18 protein-coding genes are annotated in these 18,704 nt (G+C 66.6%); 13 read left to right on the plus strand and 5 right to left on the minus strand.

Going from position 1 to position 18,704, the window contains the following annotated elements:
- Positions 1-92: 92 nt before the first annotated feature.
- The 8 genes from J2848_RS18415 to J2848_RS18450 all read left to right on the plus strand — a co-directional run bounded on the left by J2848_RS18415 (position 93) and on the right by J2848_RS18450 (position 7,184).
- On the plus strand, positions 93-1,130 hold the full coding sequence (locus J2848_RS18415) for a KpsF/GutQ family sugar-phosphate isomerase (protein WP_246194522.1): 1,038 nt from the start codon (positions 93-95) through the stop codon (positions 1,128-1,130).
- A gap of 52 nt (positions 1,131-1,182) precedes the next feature.
- Entirely contained in the window at positions 1,183-1,932 is a 750-nt protein-coding gene (gene lptC, locus J2848_RS18420; RefSeq protein ID WP_246194520.1) for an LPS export ABC transporter periplasmic protein LptC, read from the plus strand.
- Entirely contained in the window at positions 1,929-2,810 is an 882-nt protein-coding gene (locus J2848_RS18425) for an LptA/OstA family protein (protein ID WP_149235561.1), read from the plus strand. Before lptC ends, J2848_RS18425 begins: the two co-directional genes overlap by 4 nt.
- On the plus strand, positions 2,807-3,598 hold the full coding sequence (gene lptB / locus J2848_RS18430; protein WP_098740802.1) for an LPS export ABC transporter ATP-binding protein: 792 nt from the start codon (positions 2,807-2,809) through the stop codon (positions 3,596-3,598). The genes J2848_RS18425 and lptB overlap by 4 nt, the downstream gene beginning before the upstream one ends.
- A gap of 33 nt (positions 3,599-3,631) precedes the next feature.
- Positions 3,632-5,251, plus strand: coding sequence for an RNA polymerase factor sigma-54 (gene rpoN / locus J2848_RS18435; protein WP_149235560.1), 1,620 nt, complete (start codon positions 3,632-3,634; stop codon positions 5,249-5,251).
- 152 nt (positions 5,252-5,403) lie between these two features.
- Positions 5,404-5,994, plus strand: coding sequence for a ribosome hibernation-promoting factor, HPF/YfiA family (gene hpf, locus J2848_RS18440; RefSeq protein WP_149235559.1), 591 nt, complete (start codon positions 5,404-5,406; stop codon positions 5,992-5,994).
- Positions 5,995-6,028: 34 nt separating this feature from the next.
- The gene (gene ptsN, locus J2848_RS18445; protein ID WP_109095955.1) at positions 6,029-6,487 is read left to right on the plus strand and encodes a PTS IIA-like nitrogen regulatory protein PtsN; all 459 of its coding nucleotides are present in this window, start codon (positions 6,029-6,031) and stop codon (positions 6,485-6,487) included.
- A 130-nt stretch (positions 6,488-6,617) separates the two neighbouring features.
- Positions 6,618-7,184: a Uma2 family endonuclease gene (locus J2848_RS18450; protein ID WP_246194519.1), complete on the plus strand. Its 567-nt coding sequence runs from the start codon at positions 6,618-6,620 to the stop codon at positions 7,182-7,184.
- On the opposite strand, the gene J2848_RS18455 is transcribed toward J2848_RS18450, so the two are convergent.
- Both J2848_RS18455 and ubiG read right to left on the minus strand, forming a co-directional pair.
- Complete coding sequence (locus tag J2848_RS18455; RefSeq protein ID WP_149235558.1) at positions 7,129-8,886, minus strand: hypothetical protein; 1,758 nt, start codon at positions 8,884-8,886, stop codon at positions 7,129-7,131. The two genes, J2848_RS18450 and J2848_RS18455, sit on opposite strands and share 56 nt — an antisense overlap.
- 343 nt (positions 8,887-9,229) lie before the next feature.
- Positions 9,230-9,976 carry a bifunctional 2-polyprenyl-6-hydroxyphenol methylase/3-demethylubiquinol 3-O-methyltransferase UbiG gene (gene ubiG, locus J2848_RS18460; protein WP_170307250.1) on the minus strand — a complete coding sequence of 249 codons (747 nt, stop codon included), beginning with the start codon at positions 9,974-9,976 and terminating at the stop codon, positions 9,230-9,232.
- Between the two features lie 231 nt (positions 9,977-10,207).
- Between ubiG and J2848_RS18465 the strand changes: the two genes are divergently transcribed.
- From J2848_RS18465 to J2848_RS18480, 4 genes are all read left to right on the plus strand, one after another.
- A complete protein-coding gene (locus tag J2848_RS18465; RefSeq protein ID WP_149234667.1) occupies positions 10,208-11,443 on the plus strand; it encodes an aspartate kinase in 1,236 nt (411 codons plus the stop codon).
- A 53-nt stretch (positions 11,444-11,496) separates the two neighbouring features.
- Entirely contained in the window at positions 11,497-12,582 is a 1,086-nt protein-coding gene (locus J2848_RS18470; protein WP_149234666.1) for an NAD(P)H-dependent flavin oxidoreductase, read from the plus strand.
- 2 nt (positions 12,583-12,584) lie between these two features.
- Complete coding sequence (gene ptsP / locus J2848_RS18475) at positions 12,585-14,903, plus strand: phosphoenolpyruvate--protein phosphotransferase (RefSeq protein ID WP_376992758.1); 2,319 nt, start codon at positions 12,585-12,587, stop codon at positions 14,901-14,903.
- A gap of 231 nt (positions 14,904-15,134) precedes the next feature.
- Entirely contained in the window at positions 15,135-15,944 is an 810-nt protein-coding gene (locus J2848_RS18480) for a transglutaminase-like domain-containing protein (RefSeq protein WP_149234665.1), read from the plus strand.
- Positions 15,945-16,013: 69 nt separating this feature from the next.
- On the opposite strand, the gene J2848_RS18485 is transcribed toward J2848_RS18480, so the two are convergent.
- The 3 genes from J2848_RS18485 to J2848_RS18495 all read right to left on the minus strand — a co-directional run bounded on the left by J2848_RS18485 (position 16,014) and on the right by J2848_RS18495 (position 17,700).
- Complete coding sequence (locus J2848_RS18485) at positions 16,014-16,361, minus strand: hypothetical protein (protein WP_149234664.1); 348 nt, start codon at positions 16,359-16,361, stop codon at positions 16,014-16,016.
- Between the two features lie 109 nt (positions 16,362-16,470).
- Positions 16,471-16,698, minus strand: coding sequence for a hypothetical protein (locus J2848_RS18490; RefSeq protein ID WP_149234663.1), 228 nt, complete (start codon positions 16,696-16,698; stop codon positions 16,471-16,473).
- A gap of 558 nt (positions 16,699-17,256) precedes the next feature.
- The gene (locus tag J2848_RS18495) at positions 17,257-17,700 is read right to left on the minus strand and encodes a winged helix-turn-helix transcriptional regulator (protein ID WP_149234662.1); all 444 of its coding nucleotides are present in this window, start codon (positions 17,698-17,700) and stop codon (positions 17,257-17,259) included.
- Between the two features lie 102 nt (positions 17,701-17,802).
- Here J2848_RS18495 and J2848_RS18500 point away from each other — a divergent pair, with 102 nt between their 5' ends.
- The gene (locus tag J2848_RS18500; RefSeq protein WP_149234661.1) at positions 17,803-18,588 is read left to right on the plus strand and encodes an SDR family oxidoreductase; all 786 of its coding nucleotides are present in this window, start codon (positions 17,803-17,805) and stop codon (positions 18,586-18,588) included.
- The last annotated feature ends 116 nt before the right edge of the window (positions 18,589-18,704 follow it).

The following is an 18,704-nucleotide window of genomic DNA, read 5'->3' on the forward strand; positions in this document are numbered from 1 at the left end:
CGTCCGCCGGTGGGCATACTGCACGACGCGCCTGCCGGGAGCCGTCCGGGCAGGCGCCGCGTTTGTGAACGGCCCGTCGCCGGGCCTTGCGGATGGAAGGCATGACAGCCTTGACCAGTGTTATCACGTCCAACCTGACCGACAGCGCCGCCATCTCGACCGGGTCGAGCTTGGTGGAGAACCGCGATCTCGCCTGCGCCACCCGCGTCCTGCGGACCGAGGCCGATGCGCTGTTGGCACTGGCCGGCAGCCTCGACGGCGAGTTCCTGCGGGCGCTCGACATCCTGCAGGGCATCGAAGGCCGCGTGGTCGTCACCGGCATGGGCAAGTCGGGCCATGTCGCCCGCAAGATCGCCGCCACCATGGCCTCCACCGGCACGCCGGCCTTCTTCGTCCATCCGGGCGAGGCGAGCCACGGCGATCTCGGCATGATCGCCAAGATCGATGCGGTGGTGGCCCTGTCCAACTCCGGCGAGACGCACGAGCTGGCGGACATCATCGCCTACACCCGCCGCTTCGGCATTCCGCTGATCGGCATGACGCGGCGCGCCGCCTCCGCGCTGGCCGAGCAGTCGGACGTGGCGCTGGTCATCCCGCCGGAGCCGGAAGCCTGCCCGCTGGGGCTGGCGCCCACCACCTCCACCACCATGATGCTGGCGCTGGGCGATGCGCTGGCGGTGGCTCTGCTGGAGCGGCGCGGCTTCTCCGCTGCCGATTTCCGCGAGTTCCACCCCGGCGGCCAGTTGGGCCGCGCCTTGCTGAAGGTCACCGACATCATGCACAAGGGCGAGGATTTGCCCCTGTGCCGTCTTGACTCGCCGCTGTCCGACGTCATCTTCGAGATGACGGCCAAGCGGCTGGGCTGCGTCGGGGTGACCGACGATGCCGGGGCGCTGGTCGGGATCATCACCGACGGCGACCTGCGCCGTCATCTGACGCCGGAGCTTCTGGCGGAACGCGCGGACAGCATCATGTCGCCGCGGCCCAAGACCATCCGCCCCAAGGCGCTGATCGTCGAGGCGCTGCGCGAGATGAACGACAAGAAGATCACCACCCTGTTCGTGATCGAGGCCGACCGGCCGCTCGGCATCGTGCACATCCACGATGTCCTGCGCGCCGGTGCGGCCTGACGATTGTCCTGTCCATGATGGAAGCCAAGCGCCGAGCCGGAGGGACGAAGAGTTGAGCCTGGACGACCTGCGTAGCCCCGACCGCACGGCAGCCGGCCGCACCGCACCCGTTTTGACCGCCGGGGAGGCATCCGCCGGTGGTACCCGCCGCGCGTCCGCCGCCCCGGAACCGCCGGCGGCGCTGCGGGCGCACCGGCGGCGGGACACCCGTCCGGTCAGCCGGGTCTACAGCCGTTTCGTTTCCGCAATGAAGTTCGTGCTGCCGGCGGCGGCGCTGGCGATGGTGGCCCTGCTGGCCGCCTGGCCGTCGCTGAACAGCCCGCAGAGCGCCCGCGTCACGGCAGACGCCGGGCAGAGCGAGATGCTGAAGCCGCGCTATTTCAGCCTGGACGAGCACAACCAGCCCTTCTCGCTGGTGGCGGCCAAGGCCGACAAGTCGGCCGATCAGCCCGACATCGTCCTGCTGGACGACCCGCAGGCGGAGATGACGGAGACCACCGGCACCTGGGTGACCATGCGGTCCGACAAGGGCTGGTACAACCAGGCCACCGGCATCCTGCTGATGCGCGGCAACGTCCATGTCCTGCGCGACGACGGCAACGAGTTCACCACCAGCGAGGCCGAGGCCGACATCCGCAAGGGCAACGCCTGGGGCGAGCAGGCGGTGACCGGCCAGGGCCCGCAGGGCGAGATCAACGCCAAGGGCTTCCGCATGACGGACCGCGGCAAGAATGTCGTCTTCCTCAACCAGTCGAAGGCCGAGGTCCAGGCCGCCGAACGCCCCGGGAGCAAGAAGCCGTGACGTCCAAACGGTCGCCATTCCATACCGCCCCATTTCGTATTGCCCTGACCCTGTCGGCCATCCTGGCCGGCGGGTTTTTCTCTTTCGCATCCCTGATTCCGGGGCCGGCCTTCGCCCAGGGCCTGCCCGGCATGGGCGGCAAGCAGCCGGTGGAGATCAACGCCGATCAGGCGATCGAATGGCACCAGGACGTCCGCGCCTATGTGGCGCGCGGCAATGCGTCGGCCAAGCGCAACGACTCGACCGTCTTCGCCGACGTGCTGACCGCCTATTACCGCGAGGTTCCCGGCAAGGGGAACGAGGTGTTCCAGCTGGTCGCCGACGGCAATGTCCGCGTCGTCAGCCCGACCCAGCAGGTGTTCGGCGACCATGGCGTCTATAACGTCGACAAGCAGGTGGCCGTCGTCACCGGCAAGGACCTGAAGCTGGTCACCACCAAGGACGTGGTCACCGCCCGCGACAGCCTGGAATATTACGAGGCGCAGGACCTGACCGTGGCGCGTGGCGACGCGGTCGCGGTGCGCGGCAACGACCGGCTGCGCGCCGACGTGCTGATCGGCCGGCTGAAGAAGATGCCGGACGGCACCACCCAGATGGAGCGGATCGACGGGTCCGGCAACATCATCGTGACCACGCCCACCGACGTGGCGCTGTCCGACAAGCTGGTCTATTCGGTCGCCGACAATGTCGCGGTGCTGATCGGCAATGTCCGGATCACCCGCGGCGACAACCAGCTGAACGGCGAAGCCGCCGAGATGAACATGAACACCAAGATCAACCGCGTCATCGCCGGCCGCGACGCCGGTGGCCGGGTCAGCGGCCTGCTGATCCCCGGCGAAAAGAACGGCCCCGGCGGCGCCGCAGGCAAGAAGCCGTGACCGTGCTGACCGCCAACGGCCCCGGCGCCGCTCCCGCCGGCAGCATCGCCGCCGCATCCGTCCCGACCGAGGGGCTGGTGGCCCAGCATCTCGGCAAGTCGTTCAAGAAGCGGCCGGTGGTGCGCGACGTCTCCATCAGCGTCCAGCGCGGCGAGGCGGTCGGGCTGCTCGGCCCCAACGGCGCCGGCAAGACCACCTGCTTCTACATGATCACCGGCCTGATCGCCGCCGATTCCGGCACGATCACGCTGGACGGCCAGGACATCACCGCGCTGCCGATGTACCGCCGCGCCCGGCTCGGCATCGGCTATCTGCCGCAGGAGGCCTCGATCTTCCGTGGCATGACGGTGGAGAACAACATCCGCTCCGTGCTGGAGGTGGTCGAGAGCGACCGCGACGCGCGCGAGGCGATGCTGGACGAGCTGCTGGCCGAATTCTCTGTCACGCATCTGCGCCGCTCCCCCGCCCTGGCGCTGTCCGGCGGCGAACGGCGGCGCGTGGAGATCGCCCGCGCGCTCGCCGGCCAGCCGCACTTCATCCTGCTGGACGAGCCGCTGGCCGGCATCGACCCCATCGCGGTGAACGACATCCGCGAGCTGGTCGGCCACCTGCGCGACCGTGGCATCGGCGTGCTGATCACCGACCACAATGTGCGTGAAACGCTCGACCTCGTCGATCGGGCATACATTTTGCACGATGGTGTGGTACTAATGGAGGGACGGCCGGACGAGATCGTGGCGCACGAGGGCGTGCGTCGGGTCTATCTCGGCGACCGGTTCAGTCTGTAGCCCTCCGTTCCCACTGGTCCCGGTTCCACAGCCATGGCGCTTGCTCAACGTCTCGACCTTCGACAAGCCCAGACCCTGGTGATGACGCCGCAGTTGCAGCAGGCCATCAAGCTGCTGCAGCTGTCGAACATCGAACTGTCGGACTTCGTCGATCGCGAGATCGAGCAGAACCCGCTGCTGGAGCGTGACGGCGGCCCGGCCGACGGTGGCAGCGACCCCGTCGTGGGCGACGGTGCCGGCAGCGAGGCGCCGGGCGGGCTAGACGGCCCCGGCGGCATGGAGGCGAACGGCCTCAGCATCGACGGCCTGAACGGCCGCGACGACGGGCCGGCCCTGCCGATGAGCGACGGGCGCACCCGCGACACGGTGGAGATGACCTCATCGGACACGCTGGCCACCTCGTCGGAGGCGCCGCTCGACACCGATTTCGAGAATGTCTACAGCGACGACCGCTTTTCCGACGGCTCGGACGGCGGCAGCGAGGTCTACGGCTCCTACGGCGAGCGCGGCGGCCGCAGCGGTTTCGAGGATGACGACAGCAACCTCGAAGCGACGCTGACCAGTGAAAAGAACCTCCGCGACCACCTGACCGAACAGCTGAAGATCGACCTTCCCGACCTGGGCGACCAACTGATCGGGCTGGCCCTGATCGACATGCTGGACGAGGCCGGCTGGCTGGTCGGCTTCGACGCCCAGGCGCTGGCCGAGCAGCTTGGCTGTGGCGTGGAGCGGGTGGAACGGGTGCTGGCCGCCTGCCAGCGCTTCGACCCGCCGGGCATCTTCGCCCGTTCGCTGAAGGAATGCCTCGCCATCCAGCTGCGCGAGAAGAACCGGCTCGATCCGGCGATGGCGGCGCTGCTCGACAATCTGGAGCTTCTGGCCGCGCGCAACCTGCCGGCCATCATGAAGGTCTGCGGCGTCGATGCCGAGGACGTCGCCGACATGGTCGCCGACATCCGCAAGCTGAACCCGAAGCCGGCGCTGGCCTTCGACCATACCCCGGCCCAGCTGGTCACCCCCGACATCCTGATGCGTGCCAACCCCGGCGGCGGCTGGCTGATCGACCTGAACCCGGACACGCTGCCGCGCGTGCTGGTCAACCACCGCTATTTCGCCCGCATTTCCGACACCGCCCGCAACAAGGCCGACAAGGAATACATCTCCGAACGGTTCCAATCGGCGAACTGGCTGGTGAAGTCGCTGCACCAGCGCGCCACCACCATTTTGAAGGTGGCGAGCGAGATCATCCGCCAGCAGGATGCGTTCTTTATCCATGGCGTCTCGCACCTGCGACCGCTGATCCTGCGCGACATCGCGGAGGCGATCGGCATGCATGAGAGCACCGTCAGCCGCGTCACCACCAACAAGTTCATGGCGACCCCGCGCGGCGTCTTCGAGCTGAAATACTTCTTCACCTCCGCCATCCAGGGTGCCGACGGCCAGGCATCCCATTCCGCGGAAGCGGTTCGGCACCGCATCAAGACCATGATCGATGCGGAGAAGCCGGACGACGTGCTGTCCGACGACAAACTGGTGGAGATTCTCCGGGCGGAAGGGATCGACATTGCGCGAAGGACGGTCGCGAAGTATCGTGAAGCGATGAAAATACCGTCATCGGTGCAGCGACGCCGTGCCAAGATGTCACGCATGTAAGCGGGGTGGATGGGGGAGGGCTCGATTGACAGTCCGGTGACCCTTGCCTATCGTCCCGGCCCGCAAGCGGCGGATCAGCATCCACGAACCCGGCATCTTCGAACGTCGTGTCTACACCGTCCCCAGCGGACCAATATTGGAAACGTTCCACCATGCAACTCTCCGTCAAAGGCAAGCAGCTCGATGTGGGTGATGCTCTGCGCACCCATGTGGCCGATAGCCTGAACGCCGTGGTCGGCAAGTACTTCGACAAGCCGATCGAGGCGAACGTCGTCCTGACCAAGGACGCGCACCTCTACAAGGCCGACATCCAGGTCCATGTGGGCCGCGGGATCGTCCTGCAGAGTGCCGGCGACGCCACCGAACCCTACCCGGCCTTCGACATCGCCTGCGAGAAGCTGGCCAAGCGCCTGCGCCGCTACAAGCGCCGGCTGCGCGACCACCACGCCGCCGAGAACGGCGCCGCCCTCCCGGCGAGCTATCGCGTGCTGGAGGCCGAGGCCGACGAGCATCACGACGAGGTCGAGACGGCCACCGACGGCGCCCATCAGCCGATGGTCGTCGCCGAGATGGAGACGAGCATCGCCACCCTGTCGGTCAGCGAGGCGGTGATGCGCCTGGAGCTGGCGCAGGCTCCGGCGTTGATGTTCCACAACGGTGCGCATGGCCGCCTGAACATGGTCTACCGCCGTGCCGACGGGAACATCGGCTGGGTCGACCCGGCGGAGAAGGCCGGCGCCTGACGGCGCCGACCCGTCCCTCTGGTCAAGAAGCGTCATGCTCGACCTCATTTCTCCGCACGCCATCCTCCCGAACCTGAAGGCCGGCAACAAGAAGCAGGCCCTGCAGGAGATGGCGCGCAAAGCGTCCGAGCTGACCGGTCAGCACGAGCGGGCGATCTTCGACGTGCTTCTGGAGCGCGAAAGGCTGGGCACGACCGGCGTGGGCCATGGCATCGCCATCCCGCACGGCAAGCTGTCCAGCCTGGACCGCGTCCATGGCGTCTTCGCCCGCGTGGAGCGGCCCATCGATTTCGATGCGATCGATGAGCAGCCGGTCGACCTGATCTTCCTCCTTCTCGCCCCGGAACAGGCGGGAGCCGACCATCTGAAGGCCCTTGCCCGCGTCTCGCGCCTTCTGCGGGACCAGTCCATGTGCGAGAAGCTGCGCGGAGCCCAGTCGGGCGACGCGATGTACGCGCTCCTGACCCAGCACGAGCCGAGCCCGTCCAACTGACGGGCTCCCCGCCGTTAGGGGCAGAATGCCGAAGGGCCGCCGCACGGGCTGTGCGCGGCCCTTTTTCTTTGGCGGCTGCTGCACCGATTGGTGAGGGGCCGGGGGGGCTGCTACACTGGGCCGAGCCGACATGACCGACGGGGGCAAGGCCATGGCAGGCGTCTCGCGCAAGCCTTGGATCACGCCGCAGGACTATCTTGCCGCCGAACGGACGGCCGAGGTGCGCCACGAATATCTCGATGGCGAGATCTTCGCCATGGTCGGGGCGAGCCGCCGTCACGCGACCATCGTCGGCAACCTGTTCGTTGCCCTGCGGCAGGCCGCCCGCGCCCAGGGAGGCCAAGCTTATGCGAATGACGTGAAGGTCCGTGTCGAAGTGGCGAACGCCTTCTACTATCCCGACCTCGTGGCGACCTGCGCCGGTGGCGACGACGACCCCTATGTGGTCAAGGACCCGGTCCTGGTCGTCGAGGTGCTGTCCGACAGCACCGAGGCCATCGACCGCCGCGAGAAGCGGACCAACTACCAGAAAATCCCATCCCTGCACGAGATCGTGCTGGTCTCGCAGAGTGAGCGTCTGGTGGAGGTCTACCGCCGAGATGGCAGCGGCTGGACGGTCGATGTCGTGCGCGAGGGGCCAGTTATGCTGGCCGCGTTGGATCTTTCTCTGCCGTTGGACGCGGTGTACGAGGATTGAGCGGCGGTTCGGTGCTTGCCGGTGGCGCGGGGGGCTTGCCTTCTCCGGCCTTCAGGGCTTCGAGGATCCGGACGACTCTTTCGATCTCGGGGAAGAACTTGGTGATGCCGCTGGTTGTTCCAAGAAGCGCGATAACCAAGCATGCGGCTGCGACGTTCACCCCTATGCCAACCGTCAGCTTCGCCGGTGCTTTGACAAATTCAGGGTAAAACTCTTTGCCGGCATTCCGTACGTACTCAACAAGCTTGTCCTTGCCAGCACGAAGCAGCGCGGTCAGCAGATTGCGTGCCGTAAGGCCGAACATCGCGATGCGCCGCCGCCGCACATCGTCGGCGTCCGGTTCGGCGCTGTCTTCCGACAGGGTGTCGAAGGCCGCCTGCACATCCGGCCCGATGATGTCCGCGTCCTTGATCCCGTCGCGCAGCGCGTCGAGGTGATGGAGCAGGGCGGATGCGCTGTCCGGTGTCAGGCTGTTCGCCAACCGTTCGGCATCCCGCTGCCACAGGGCGGGCAGGCAGTTGCACAGGCGGCGCGCGGTGTCGGCAAGGTCGCCCAAATCCGCCAGGATGCGGGCCGGCATTTCCGCCGCGTCCTGCGGGTTGTCCAGTGCCTTGGCGAGGCGTTCGACGGAAATGCTGCGTGAGTCCACCAGTGCCGGGCGCAGATCGGCGGCGCGTTCGGTCAGAACCTCCCTCAGTCTGCCGACCTTGCGGGCGATGGTGGGATCGGTGTTGCTGCGGGCCAGGGCTTCGAGCAGGTCGTCGGCCTTCTCGCGCGTCTCGTCGAGATAATCCTGGGCAATCCCGCCATCCTCAGGCAGGGCGTCGGGCGGAAGAACCTCCATGCGCCCGTCGCGCCAGTCGAACAGATAGGGCGCGGGTTGTTGTGGGGGGAGGGTGTCCAGTGCCTCGGCGATGTCCTGCTGCGGGTCGGGGCGGTCGCCGGACGCGGTTTCCTCGCGTAGCCAGTTGGCGATGTCGGCGTTGACCTCTTTTGCCGGGCGGTCCCACCATTCGTCGGGCTGGATGGCGATGCGCAGGGCCAAGGCGTCGCTGAACACCGGCCGCAGCGACCGACCATCATCCAGCGAGGCCAGCGCCTCATACCACCGGATCCAAGGTTGGAAGCCATGCTCGATGGCCAAGGAACTGTTGGCGAATTGGCTCCAGGCGGCGCGAAGCCAATCCGGGACGCTGCCCTGCCAAAGCGGTTGCCGGAGCAACAGAGCGCCACGCTCCGGAGGAGGAGACTCATCGGTCGTTTTCAGCCAAGTCGCATCATCGGATACGGAACGCCAAATAACGTCTGGATTGATCCTGGCGGCGACGGCAGCGGTATTGGCGGCGAGGTCGGCGGCGGCGAAGTCGCCGGAAGCGTAGGCCGCGTAGGCAGTGTAAGCGGCGATGAAGGCAGCGTATGCGTCGCTTGCATCAGCGCTATCGATGAAGCCAGCGGCAGCGTTAATTGATTTATGGCTTCGCTGAGCACATGCTACGAAAGACATAAAGTTTGCGCGTGCAACGGAAATGACACGGCGTTCTGGAGCCATTTTTCCGCTGAATTTTGCCTCAGTGACTGATCCGATGAGCGGCAGTACACGCAGTGCTACGCGGCTGGCGATTACCTGCGCCCACGATTCGGGTTTGTCGCTTAACCAATCGTGTAGCTCATCCTCAGAGGTGACGCGCACTGTGGCAGTCATTGGAAATCCTTCAGTGCCCGCAAAATTGCCAGAGGCGAGCGTCTTCCGAACCAAAATGCTCAGATAAGAGTAAATTTTGAAGGAAAATATGACCCCAGCGGGTGGCGGCGGTCAAGGTTCGGCACCGGGGATGGCCCTCTCTCCTCTGGGGAGAGGGAGGGGACCCGCGCCGCAGGCGTGGGGAGGGTGAGGGAGCCGGCGCGCGGGTCGCGCGCCGCCAAGGGGCATGCTGCCCCTTGGCAATCCCCTGGCGGCGACCGACGGTCGCCGCTGCCCCCTCACCCAACCCTCTCCCCAGGGGGGAGAGGGCTTGAAAGGCGTCCGCTAACCTTATAAAGCCCCCTCACCCCCGCTCCGCCCAACCCATGTAGTTCACGTCCAGATCCCGTGCGTTCAGTCGGAATTCGTCGCTCAGCGGGTTGTACGTGATGCCGGTCAGGTCGCGTACGCTCAGCCCATACGGGCGTACGGCGGCGTTCAGTTCGGACGGGCGCAGGAACTGGCGCCAGTTGTGGGTGCCGCGCGGCAGCCAGCGCAGGATGTACTCCGCTCCGACGATGGCGAGCGCGAAGGACTTCGGCGTGCGGTTCAGCGTCGCCAGGAACAGCACACCGCTCGGCGCCAGCAGATCCGACAGCGACTTGACGAACAGATTCACGTCGGCGACATGCTCGATCACCTCCATCGCCAGCACCACGTCGAATTTCTCGCCGCTGGCGGCCAGGGCCTCGGCGGTGGTGGCGCGGTAGTCGACGGGCGTGCCGGTCTCGGCGGCGTGGGTGGCGGCGGTCTTGATGTTGTTCTCCGACGCATCCACCCCGACCACCTCGGCGCCCATCCGCGCGATCGGTTCGGCCAGCAGGCCGCCGCCGCAGCCGATGTCCACCACGCGCAGCCCCGCCAGCGGGTTCGGCGCCAGTGGGTCGCGGCCCAGCCGATTGCACACCGCGTCACGGATGTAGGTCAGGCGCAGCGGGTTCAGCCGGTGCAGCGGCTTGAACTTGCCGGTCGGATCCCACCATTCGGCGGCGATGGCGGAGAAGCGGGCGACATCCTCCGGGTCCACGGTTCCGCCGCCCACTCCGCCGATGGGAGCGGTTGCGGACGCGTGCGGGAAGGCGGAGGATGAGGCGGTCATGGTGAAAATCCGTAAACTGTGAGGCGGGACGGGTGCGGGCAACTTGCCTCGCTTCCAGCGACGGAGTATGGATACGCCGCCCCGCGCCGGCAACGGTGGAGCGGGGGTGCGCTCAGCCGACCCGCATGATCCAGATGGCATGATCCAGATGGCGTGACCGGGCGGCCAGACATGGTGTGAGGTATGGCGCGGATCGTCCTGAAGTTCGGAGGCACGTCGGTCGGCGACATCGACCGCATCAAGAACGTGGCCCGGAAGGTCGAGCAAGAGGTGAAGGCGGGGCATCAGGTCGCCGTCGTCGTGTCGGCGATGTCCGGCGTGACCAACCAGCTCGTCAAATACTGCAACGACATCGACAAGCTGCACGACGCGCGCGAATATGACGCGGTCGTCGCATCGGGCGAACAGGTGACCTCCGGTCTCCTGGCCGTCGCCCTGCAGTCGCTCGGCATTCCCGCCCGCTCCTGGGCCGGCTGGCAGATTCCGATCCGCACCGACGACACGCACGGCAAGGCGCGCATCGTCTCCATCGACACCACCGAGATGGAAAAATCCCTGCAGACCGGCGAAGTCGCCGTGGTCGCGGGCTTCCAGGGCGTGTCGGAGCAGGGCCGCATCACCACGCTGGGCCGCGGCGGCTCGGACACCTCGGCGGTGGCGCTGGCGGCGGCGGTGAAGGCCGACCGCTGCGACATCTACACCGATGTCGACGGCGTCTACACCACCGACCCGCGCATCGTCACCAAGGCGCGCAAGCTCGACAAGATCACCTACGAGGAAATGCTGGAGATGGCCTCGCAGGGGGCCAAGGTGCTTCAGACCCGCTCGGTCGAGATGGCGATGAACCACCGCGTGCGCGTGCAGGTGCTGTCGAGCTTCGAAGCCGCTGCGGGCAGTTCGCTTCCCGGAACCCTGGTTGTTGACGAGGACGAGATCGTGGAAAAGGAAGTTGTGAGCGGCATCGCCTACAGCCGCGACGAGGCGAAGATCACCCTGGTGGGCGTCGCCGACCAGCCGGGCGTCGCCGCCGCCATCTTCGGTCCGCTGACCGACAACGCCGTCAACGTCGACATGATCGTCCAGAACGTGTCGGAAGACGGCAAGTCGACCGACATGACCTTCACCGTCGGCAAGGCGGACATCGCCCGCGCCGTGAAGGTGCTGGAGGACGCGCAGTCCACCCTGAACTACAAGCGCATCATTTCCGATGCCAACGTGGTGAAGGTGTCGGTCATCGGCGTCGGCATGCGCAGCCATGCCGGCGTCGCCCAGCGCATGTTCAAGGCGCTGGCCGACAAGGGCATCAACATCCAGGTCATCTCGACCTCGGAGATCAAGATCTCGGTCCTGATCGCCGAAGAGTATGCGGAGCTGGCGCTGCGCGCCCTGCACACCGCCTACGGCCTGGACGCCGCCTGATCGCAGGTGGGAGCCCGGGTGCCGGGGACCGCAACAGCAGGAGAGGGCCGGCCATGACCGACGCCACATCGCACGCGGCGGAAGCATCGGCCCGGCTCGACCGACTCTGGCAGCGGGGCCGGGATTTCCTCGGCACCCGCACCGCCGTGATGGGCGGCGCCATGAGCTGGGTGTCGGAACGGCATCTGGTCTCCGCCATCTCCAACGCCGGAGGCTTCGGCGTGCTGGCCTGCGGCTCGATGGCTCCGGACCAGCTGGCGGTGGAGATCGCCGGTACCCGGGCGCTGACCGGCAAGCCGTTCGGCGTCAACGTCATCAACATGCACCCGGCGCTGGACCAGTTGATCGACGTCTGCCGCGAGCAGCGCGTCGGCCATGTGGTCATAGCCGGCGGTCTGCCGTCCGGCGCCACCCTGCGCCGCATCAAGGATGGCGGCGCCAGGGCGATGGCGTTCGCCCCCACGCTGGGGGCCGGCCGCCGGCTGGTGAAGCTGGGCGCCGATGCGCTGGTGATCGAGGGCACGGAAGCCGGCGGCCATATCGGCCCGGTCTCCACCACCGTGCTGGCCCAGGAGATCCTGCCCGACCTGCGCGAGGTGCCGGTGTTCGTCGCCGGCGGCATCGGCCGGGGGGAGGCGATCCTCTCCTATCTGGAGCTGGGGGCGGCCGGCGTGCAGGTCGGCACCCGCTTCGTCTGTGCCACCGAATGCGTGGCCCATCCCAATTTCAAGCAGGCCTTCATTCGGGCGTCCGCCCGCGATGCCCAGCCGTCGGTGCAGATCGACCCGCGTTTCCCGGTGATCCCGGTGCGCGCGCTGGCGAACGAGGGATCCAAGCGCTTCATGGAGTTCCAGCGCGAGGTGATCGCCAAGGTCGATGCCGGTGCCATGAGCCGCGACGAAGGCATGCTGGAGATCGAGCATTTCTGGGCCGGCGCGCTCCGCCGCGCGGTGATCGAGGGCGATGTGGAGAGCGGTTCGCTGATGGCCGGGCAGAGCGTCGGGCTGGTCACCCGCGAACAGCCGGTGGCCGAGATCCTGGCCGAACTGATCGCCCAGGCCGAATCGGCGCTGGCACGGCGGGCGATGGATGAGGCATCGTTAAGCCTGATGGCGGAGCCGACGGTGGGAGCGCTGTAGCGATGACCGACACCCTCGACACGGCAGCTGGTGACGGCGGTATGGGCGGGGGGATGCATCCCCGCTTCGACGGCACCTCGTCGCGCCGGCTGCTTGCCCGGCTGCGCGACATCATGGCCGGGTCGGGGTCGGGGCAGGACCGGCTGGACAAGATCGTCACGCTGATCGCGGCGGAGATGAAAGCGGACGTCTGCTCCTGCTACGTCATGCGCGCCGGCGAGGTGCTGGAGCTGTTCTCCACCGAGGGCCTGAACAAGACCGCCGTCCACAACACCCGCCTGCGCGTGGGCGAGGGCATCGTCGGCTACATCGCCGGCCACGCCCGCCCGGTGGCGCTGGACAATGCGCCGTCCCACCCCAGCTTCGCCTACCGTCCGGAAACCGGCGAGGACCCGTTCCAGTCGCTGGCCGGCGTGCCGATCCTGCGCGGCAGCAAGGTGCGCGGCGTGCTGGTGATCCAGCACAAGGACCGCCGCCGCTATGTCGAGGAGGAGGTGGAAACCCTCCAGACCATCGCCATGGTCGTCGCCGAGCTGGTGGCCCAGAGCGAGCTGGTCAACCCGGTGGAGGTCACCACCACCGGCGACCCCGTGCTGCTGCCGGCCCGCCTGTCGGGCACGGCGATGAGCGCCGGGCTGGCCATGGGCCTCGCCGTCATCCACCGGCCGCAGCTGACCGTCCGCCAGATGGTGGCGGAGGATGCCGATGCCGAGCTGGAGCGCTTCAACACCGCACTCCAGACCATGCACAGCGCCATCGACGACCTACTGGAAGCGGCATCGCTGGCGGGCCTCAGCGAGCCGCGCGACATCCTGGAGACCTACCGGATGTTCGCCGAGGACCGTGGCTGGCTGTCGCGCATCCGCGAGGCGATCCGCGTCGGCCTGACGGCGGAAGCGGCGGTGCAGCAGGTGCAGAACGATACCCGCGCCCGCATGAGCCATCTGACCGATCCCTATATCCGGGAGCGGTTGATGGATTTCGAGGATCTGACCAACAGGTTGCTGCAACATCTGGCCGGAAAGACCAGCAGCACCGACGGCGCCACCCTGCCGGACGATATGATCCTGGTCGCCCGCTCGATGGGACCGGCGGAACTGCTGGATTACGACCGCACCCGCCTGCGCGGCCTGCTGCTGGAGGAGGGGTCGCCTGCCAGCCATGTCTGCATCGTCGCCCGCGCGCTCAACATCCCGGTGGTGCAGGCGGCCGACGCGCTGAACCGGATCGAGCCGCTGGACCAGCTGATCGTCGACGGCGACCATGGGCAGGTCTTCATCCGCCCGGCCGAAGACATCCAGATGGCCTTCGGCGAGGCGGTGGCGTTGCAGCACCGCAAGGAGCAGATGTATGCGGAGATCCGCAACCTGCCCTCGGTGACGCGCGACGGCGTGCCGATCTCCATCCAGCTGAACTGCGGCCTGCTGATCGACCTGCCGCACCTGACCGCCAGCGGGGCGGAGGGGGTTGGGCTCTACCGCACCGAAATCCCCTTCATGGTACGGGCCTCATATCCCGACGTGACGGCACAGACGACCCTCTATTCCCGCATCATGGACGAGGTCGGCCACAAGCCGATCGTCTTCCGCACGCTGGATGTCGGCGGCGACAAGATGCTGCCCTACATGACCGGCGGCGAGGAGGAGAACCCGGCGCTGGGCTGGCGTGCCGTGCGCATCGGGCTGGACCACCCGTCGCTGCTGCGGCAGCAGCTGCGGGCCTTGCTGCTGGCCGCCGCCGGCCGGCCGCTGTCGGTGATGTTCCCGATGATCGCCGAGGTCGCCGAGTTCGACGGCGCCCGCCGCCTGCTGGAACTGGAGCTGAAGCGCCTGGCCGCCCAGGGGGTTGAGCCGCCCAGCAACCTGCGCGTCGGCACCATGCTGGAGGTGCCGTCGCTGTTGTGGCAACTTCCGGCCCTGCTGCCCAAGCTGGATTTCCTGTCGGTCGGCTCCAACGACCTGACCCAGTATCTGTTCGCCGCCGACCGCGGCAACCCGCGCACCTCGACCCGCTACGATCCGCTGTCGCCGTCGATGCTGTGCGTGCTGCGCCGTCTGGTCGACGAATGCACCCGCCACAGGGTGTCGCTCAGCATCTGCGGTGAGATGGCCGGCCGGCCGCTGGACGCCATGGCGCTGATCGGCGTCGGCTTCCGCACCCTGTCGATGTCGCCGCCGTCCGTCGGTCCGGTGAAGACCATGCTGCGCTCGCTCGACGTCGCCGCACTGCGGCAATATATGAGCGGGCTCTACACCGGTGCCGACCACAGCCTGCGCGACAAGCTGAAGACCTTCGGCAAGGATCACGGCGTGATCTTCTGATGCCGGCCGGCGGTACGCAGTGCCGCCGGTGCGGGGATTTTGCTCTTTTTTCAGGCAGGTCACGAGAAGAATGGGCGGAGCCGGTGTGGCCGCCCTTTTTTATTTGTCGTTCCCGCTGGGCTGGCCGGCCGATACCATAAAATATGTATCCTTTTCCCTCGATCTTCTTCAGCCTCGGGGACGACCCCTGTATCCGCCAGCGCCAGCACGCTTTTTCATCGGAGGGCATTCATGCGCATACGCCTGGGCTACCAGCTGAATTTCAGCTTTCCCGCCCCGACCCCCATGATCGTGATGCTGAACGTGCATTACTCCCGCGTCGGCGACCTGGAGCGGCCGGACCATATCGTCACCAGCGTTCCGGCGCCGATCCAGGGCTATCGCGACAGCTTCGGCAACTGGTGCAGCCGGCTGGTCGCGCCCGCCGGTGCCGTGACCATCAGCGCCGACAGCGTCATCCGGGACAGCGGGGCGTTCGACCCGGTCGATCCCGGCGCCGTCCAGCACCGCGTCGACGAATTGCCGGCCGACACGCTGCTGTTCCTGCTGGGAAGCCGCTATTGCGAGACCGACGTCCTGTCGGACGAGGCGTGGCGGCTGTTTGCGGGCACCGCGCCGGGCTGGGCCCGGGTGCAGGCGATCTGCGACTTCGTCCATGGCCACGTGACATTCGGCTATGAACATTCGCGCCCGACGCGGACCGCCGCCCAGACCTATGCCGAGAAACGCGGGGTCTGCCGTGATTTCGCCCATCTCGCCATCGCCTTCTGCCGCGCGATGAACATTCCGGCGCGCTACTGCACCGGATACATCAGCGACATCGGGCTGCCGCCCCCCTATGGGCCGATGGATTTCGCGGCATGGATGGAGGTCTATCTGGGCGGCCGCTGGCATGTCTTCGATCCGCGCAACAATGCGCCCCGGATCGGACGCATCCTGATCGCGCAGGGGCGCGATGCGGCCGACGTGCCGCTCACCCACACCTTCGGCCCCAACACGCTGACGGAGTTCCGGGTCTGGACGGACGAGGTGGGCGCGTAATCCACGCCTGTCCCTTCGGTCAAGCCGGGCCGGGGTGAGGACCCCGCCCGGTGTCCGGCGCCAGGGTCTTCACAGCGCCAGGGAGGGCTGCGGGACAGGGGCAGCGGCAAGGTCGGGAACGGCGGAGGCGCGGGTGCGTTGGCGGCGGGGTTGCTGCGCGATGCGGTGCAAATCCTCCACCCAGGGCGACGGATAGCTGTCGGTGCCGAAGACCCAGACGGTGGTGACGCCGCCGTCCGCCGAGCGGAGCAGCACGCGTGCGTCATGACCGTCCTTTCCGGCATGGTTGGCGGTCTGCACCGCGGCGATCAGCGCCCCGGTCTTGCCGTTGGGGAAGGGGCCGTAGAGTTCTCCCTCCAGCCCGACGAACCAGCCGTCCGTTCGGCACGACACGATGTAATGGGCTGCAAGGCTCATGATGCCACTCCTCTTCGAAGTCCATCGGAGGCCAGTTGAAGCATCCGATGGAGTCCGGTCTCTGGATTTTTCACGCGATCCCCGGCTTGGACGGGTGCGTCCGAACCGATCACGCTCTGGTGGCGGCTGCGCCGGCCACGGTGAGACGGGTCAACAGGGCGCCCTGCGGCAGGCTGGTGTTGCCCGGCGGCGGAAAGTCGTGGGGAGGCCGGTCGGCCGGCGCGGCGTGCGGGGCCGGATGCCAGCGGCGCTCGGCATTCGTCCAGCGCAGCTGTTCGCGCAACACGTCGGCGCCAAGGGGGCGTTGCCCCGTTATGGACTGGAACAGCGATGTCATGGCGGGCCCCTCCGATCAGGACAGTGAGAGCAGGATGTCCGTCTGTGCCGGAACCGTACCGGTTCGACCGGCGCAGGGACCGGAGCAGGGCGGAGAGGCGTCCCCGTTCGTCCGGACGATCCAGTCGTCTTGACGGTTGGGAATGAGGGAGGCAGTGCTTGTCCCGGCATTCATGGCTGTTCTCCGTGGGTATTCTTCGGCGGTGACCGGTGTCGCCGCAGGCGATGGCGATACCGTCCGGATCGAGTCACGCCAGGAAGAGCCTCGGATGAGAGAGCCTTGTCAGAACACAAACGAGGTCAGAGCACGAGCGAGCCTGGGGTGGCCTTCGATGTAGTCTAAATGGAGGTTTGATCGAAGATTTACAATGTGTATTGCGAATAATTTATCTTAGGGAGATTTATAAGATCGATATGATCGGGATTTTCATCCGGATTGTTCCATGAATTCAGCATCTTGTTTCTCGTGGAAAATATCGTTGGATTCGAAATCCGGCGCACGCTCAAGCGATTTTCCCGGCAATTCGTCTTTTGCTTAACTGGTCGGAACGTCGGAAAATCAATCGCCCGCCGTGATGCTGGATGTCGCCGCCTCGCGCTCGGCGAAGGAGGCCCGTGCCTGCTCGATCTCGGCGTGGTGCGTCTCCGCCCAGATCCACACACCGCAGAACGCCGCTCCCAAACTCTCGCCGAGCGGCGTGAGCGTGTAATCCACATGGGGCGGGATGACCGGGTGCACCGTCCGCCGCACCAGGCCGTCCTTCTCCATCTGGCGCACGGTCTGGGTCAGCATCTTCTGGCTGATCCGGCCCACGACCTTGCCGAGTTGCGTAAAGCGCAAGGTTCCATGCTCATGCAGGGCTTCGAGGATCAGCATGGTCCATTTGTCGGCCACCTTGCCGATGATGTCGTGAACCAGGGCTTCGATGGCCGGATCGACCGTCTCGGGAACCGGCTGCCTGCGCCGTGCCTCGATCTGCGGGTCGGGCAAAGCCTTGCGCATCCTACACTCTCCTTTTGGTGCGTATAAATCTTTTCGGTGCCTACTTTTATCTGGAGAGTATGGAAGATATCTTCAAAGCGGACAACAGAGAAAGCCACTCTCATGAAGACCGAAGGTAACACCATCCTGATCACCGGTGGCGGCTCAGGTATTGGTAAAGCTCTGGCTCACCGTTTTCATGATCTCGGCAATACCGTAATTGTGGCTGGCCGTCGAAAGGACGTGCTGCAAGAGGCGATTTCCGGTCGTCCGAACATGTACGCCATGACCTTCGATGCCGACAGCGCTGCGGGTGTGGCCGACTTCGCACGACGGGTGACGACGGAGCATCCGGCTCTCAACGTGCTGATCAACAATGCCGGAATCATGCGCTTCGAGGCGCTGGATCGGCACCGCGACCTCGCGGATGCGGAGGCGACGATCGCCACCAACCTGCTCGGCCCCATTCGCCTGACCGATGCCCTCGTCGAACATCTGGTCGGCCAGCCCGATGCAGCCTTGATCAACGTCACCTCCGGCCTGGCATTTGTGCCGCTGACTTCGGCCCCGACCTACTCGGCGACCAAGGCGGCCATGCACAGCTACACGGTTGCCTTGCGCGAAGCGCTCAAAGGCAGGATTGAGGTCATCGAGCTGGTTCCGCCGGCGGTTCAGACAGACCTCACCCCTGGGCAAGCCACCCGTCCGGGCTATCTGCCGCTGGTCGACTTCATCGACGAAGTGATGGCGTTGTTCCAGCAGTCGCCGACCCCGTGCGAGATCCTGGTGCAGCGCGTCGCCTTCCAGCGTCAGGCCGAGGCGGAACGTCGCTTTGACGAGGCGGTGACGACGCTCAACGAAATGGCCCGAAAGGCGCGCGAAGCGCAGCAGGAGAGTCTGTCCGATTGATCCGGATCGGATGGGAATTCCCATTGTCGTGGGGATGTGGTGCAAACGTCTGGCTGGATAGGAGACCAGTCGCCATGGCACGCTCAAGGCCGGTGGAAAGAGGCCGGCGGTCCGAC

The organism is Azospirillum lipoferum (genome assembly GCF_024170005.1).
Taxonomy (GTDB): domain Bacteria; phylum Pseudomonadota; class Alphaproteobacteria; order Azospirillales; family Azospirillaceae; genus Azospirillum; species Azospirillum lipoferum.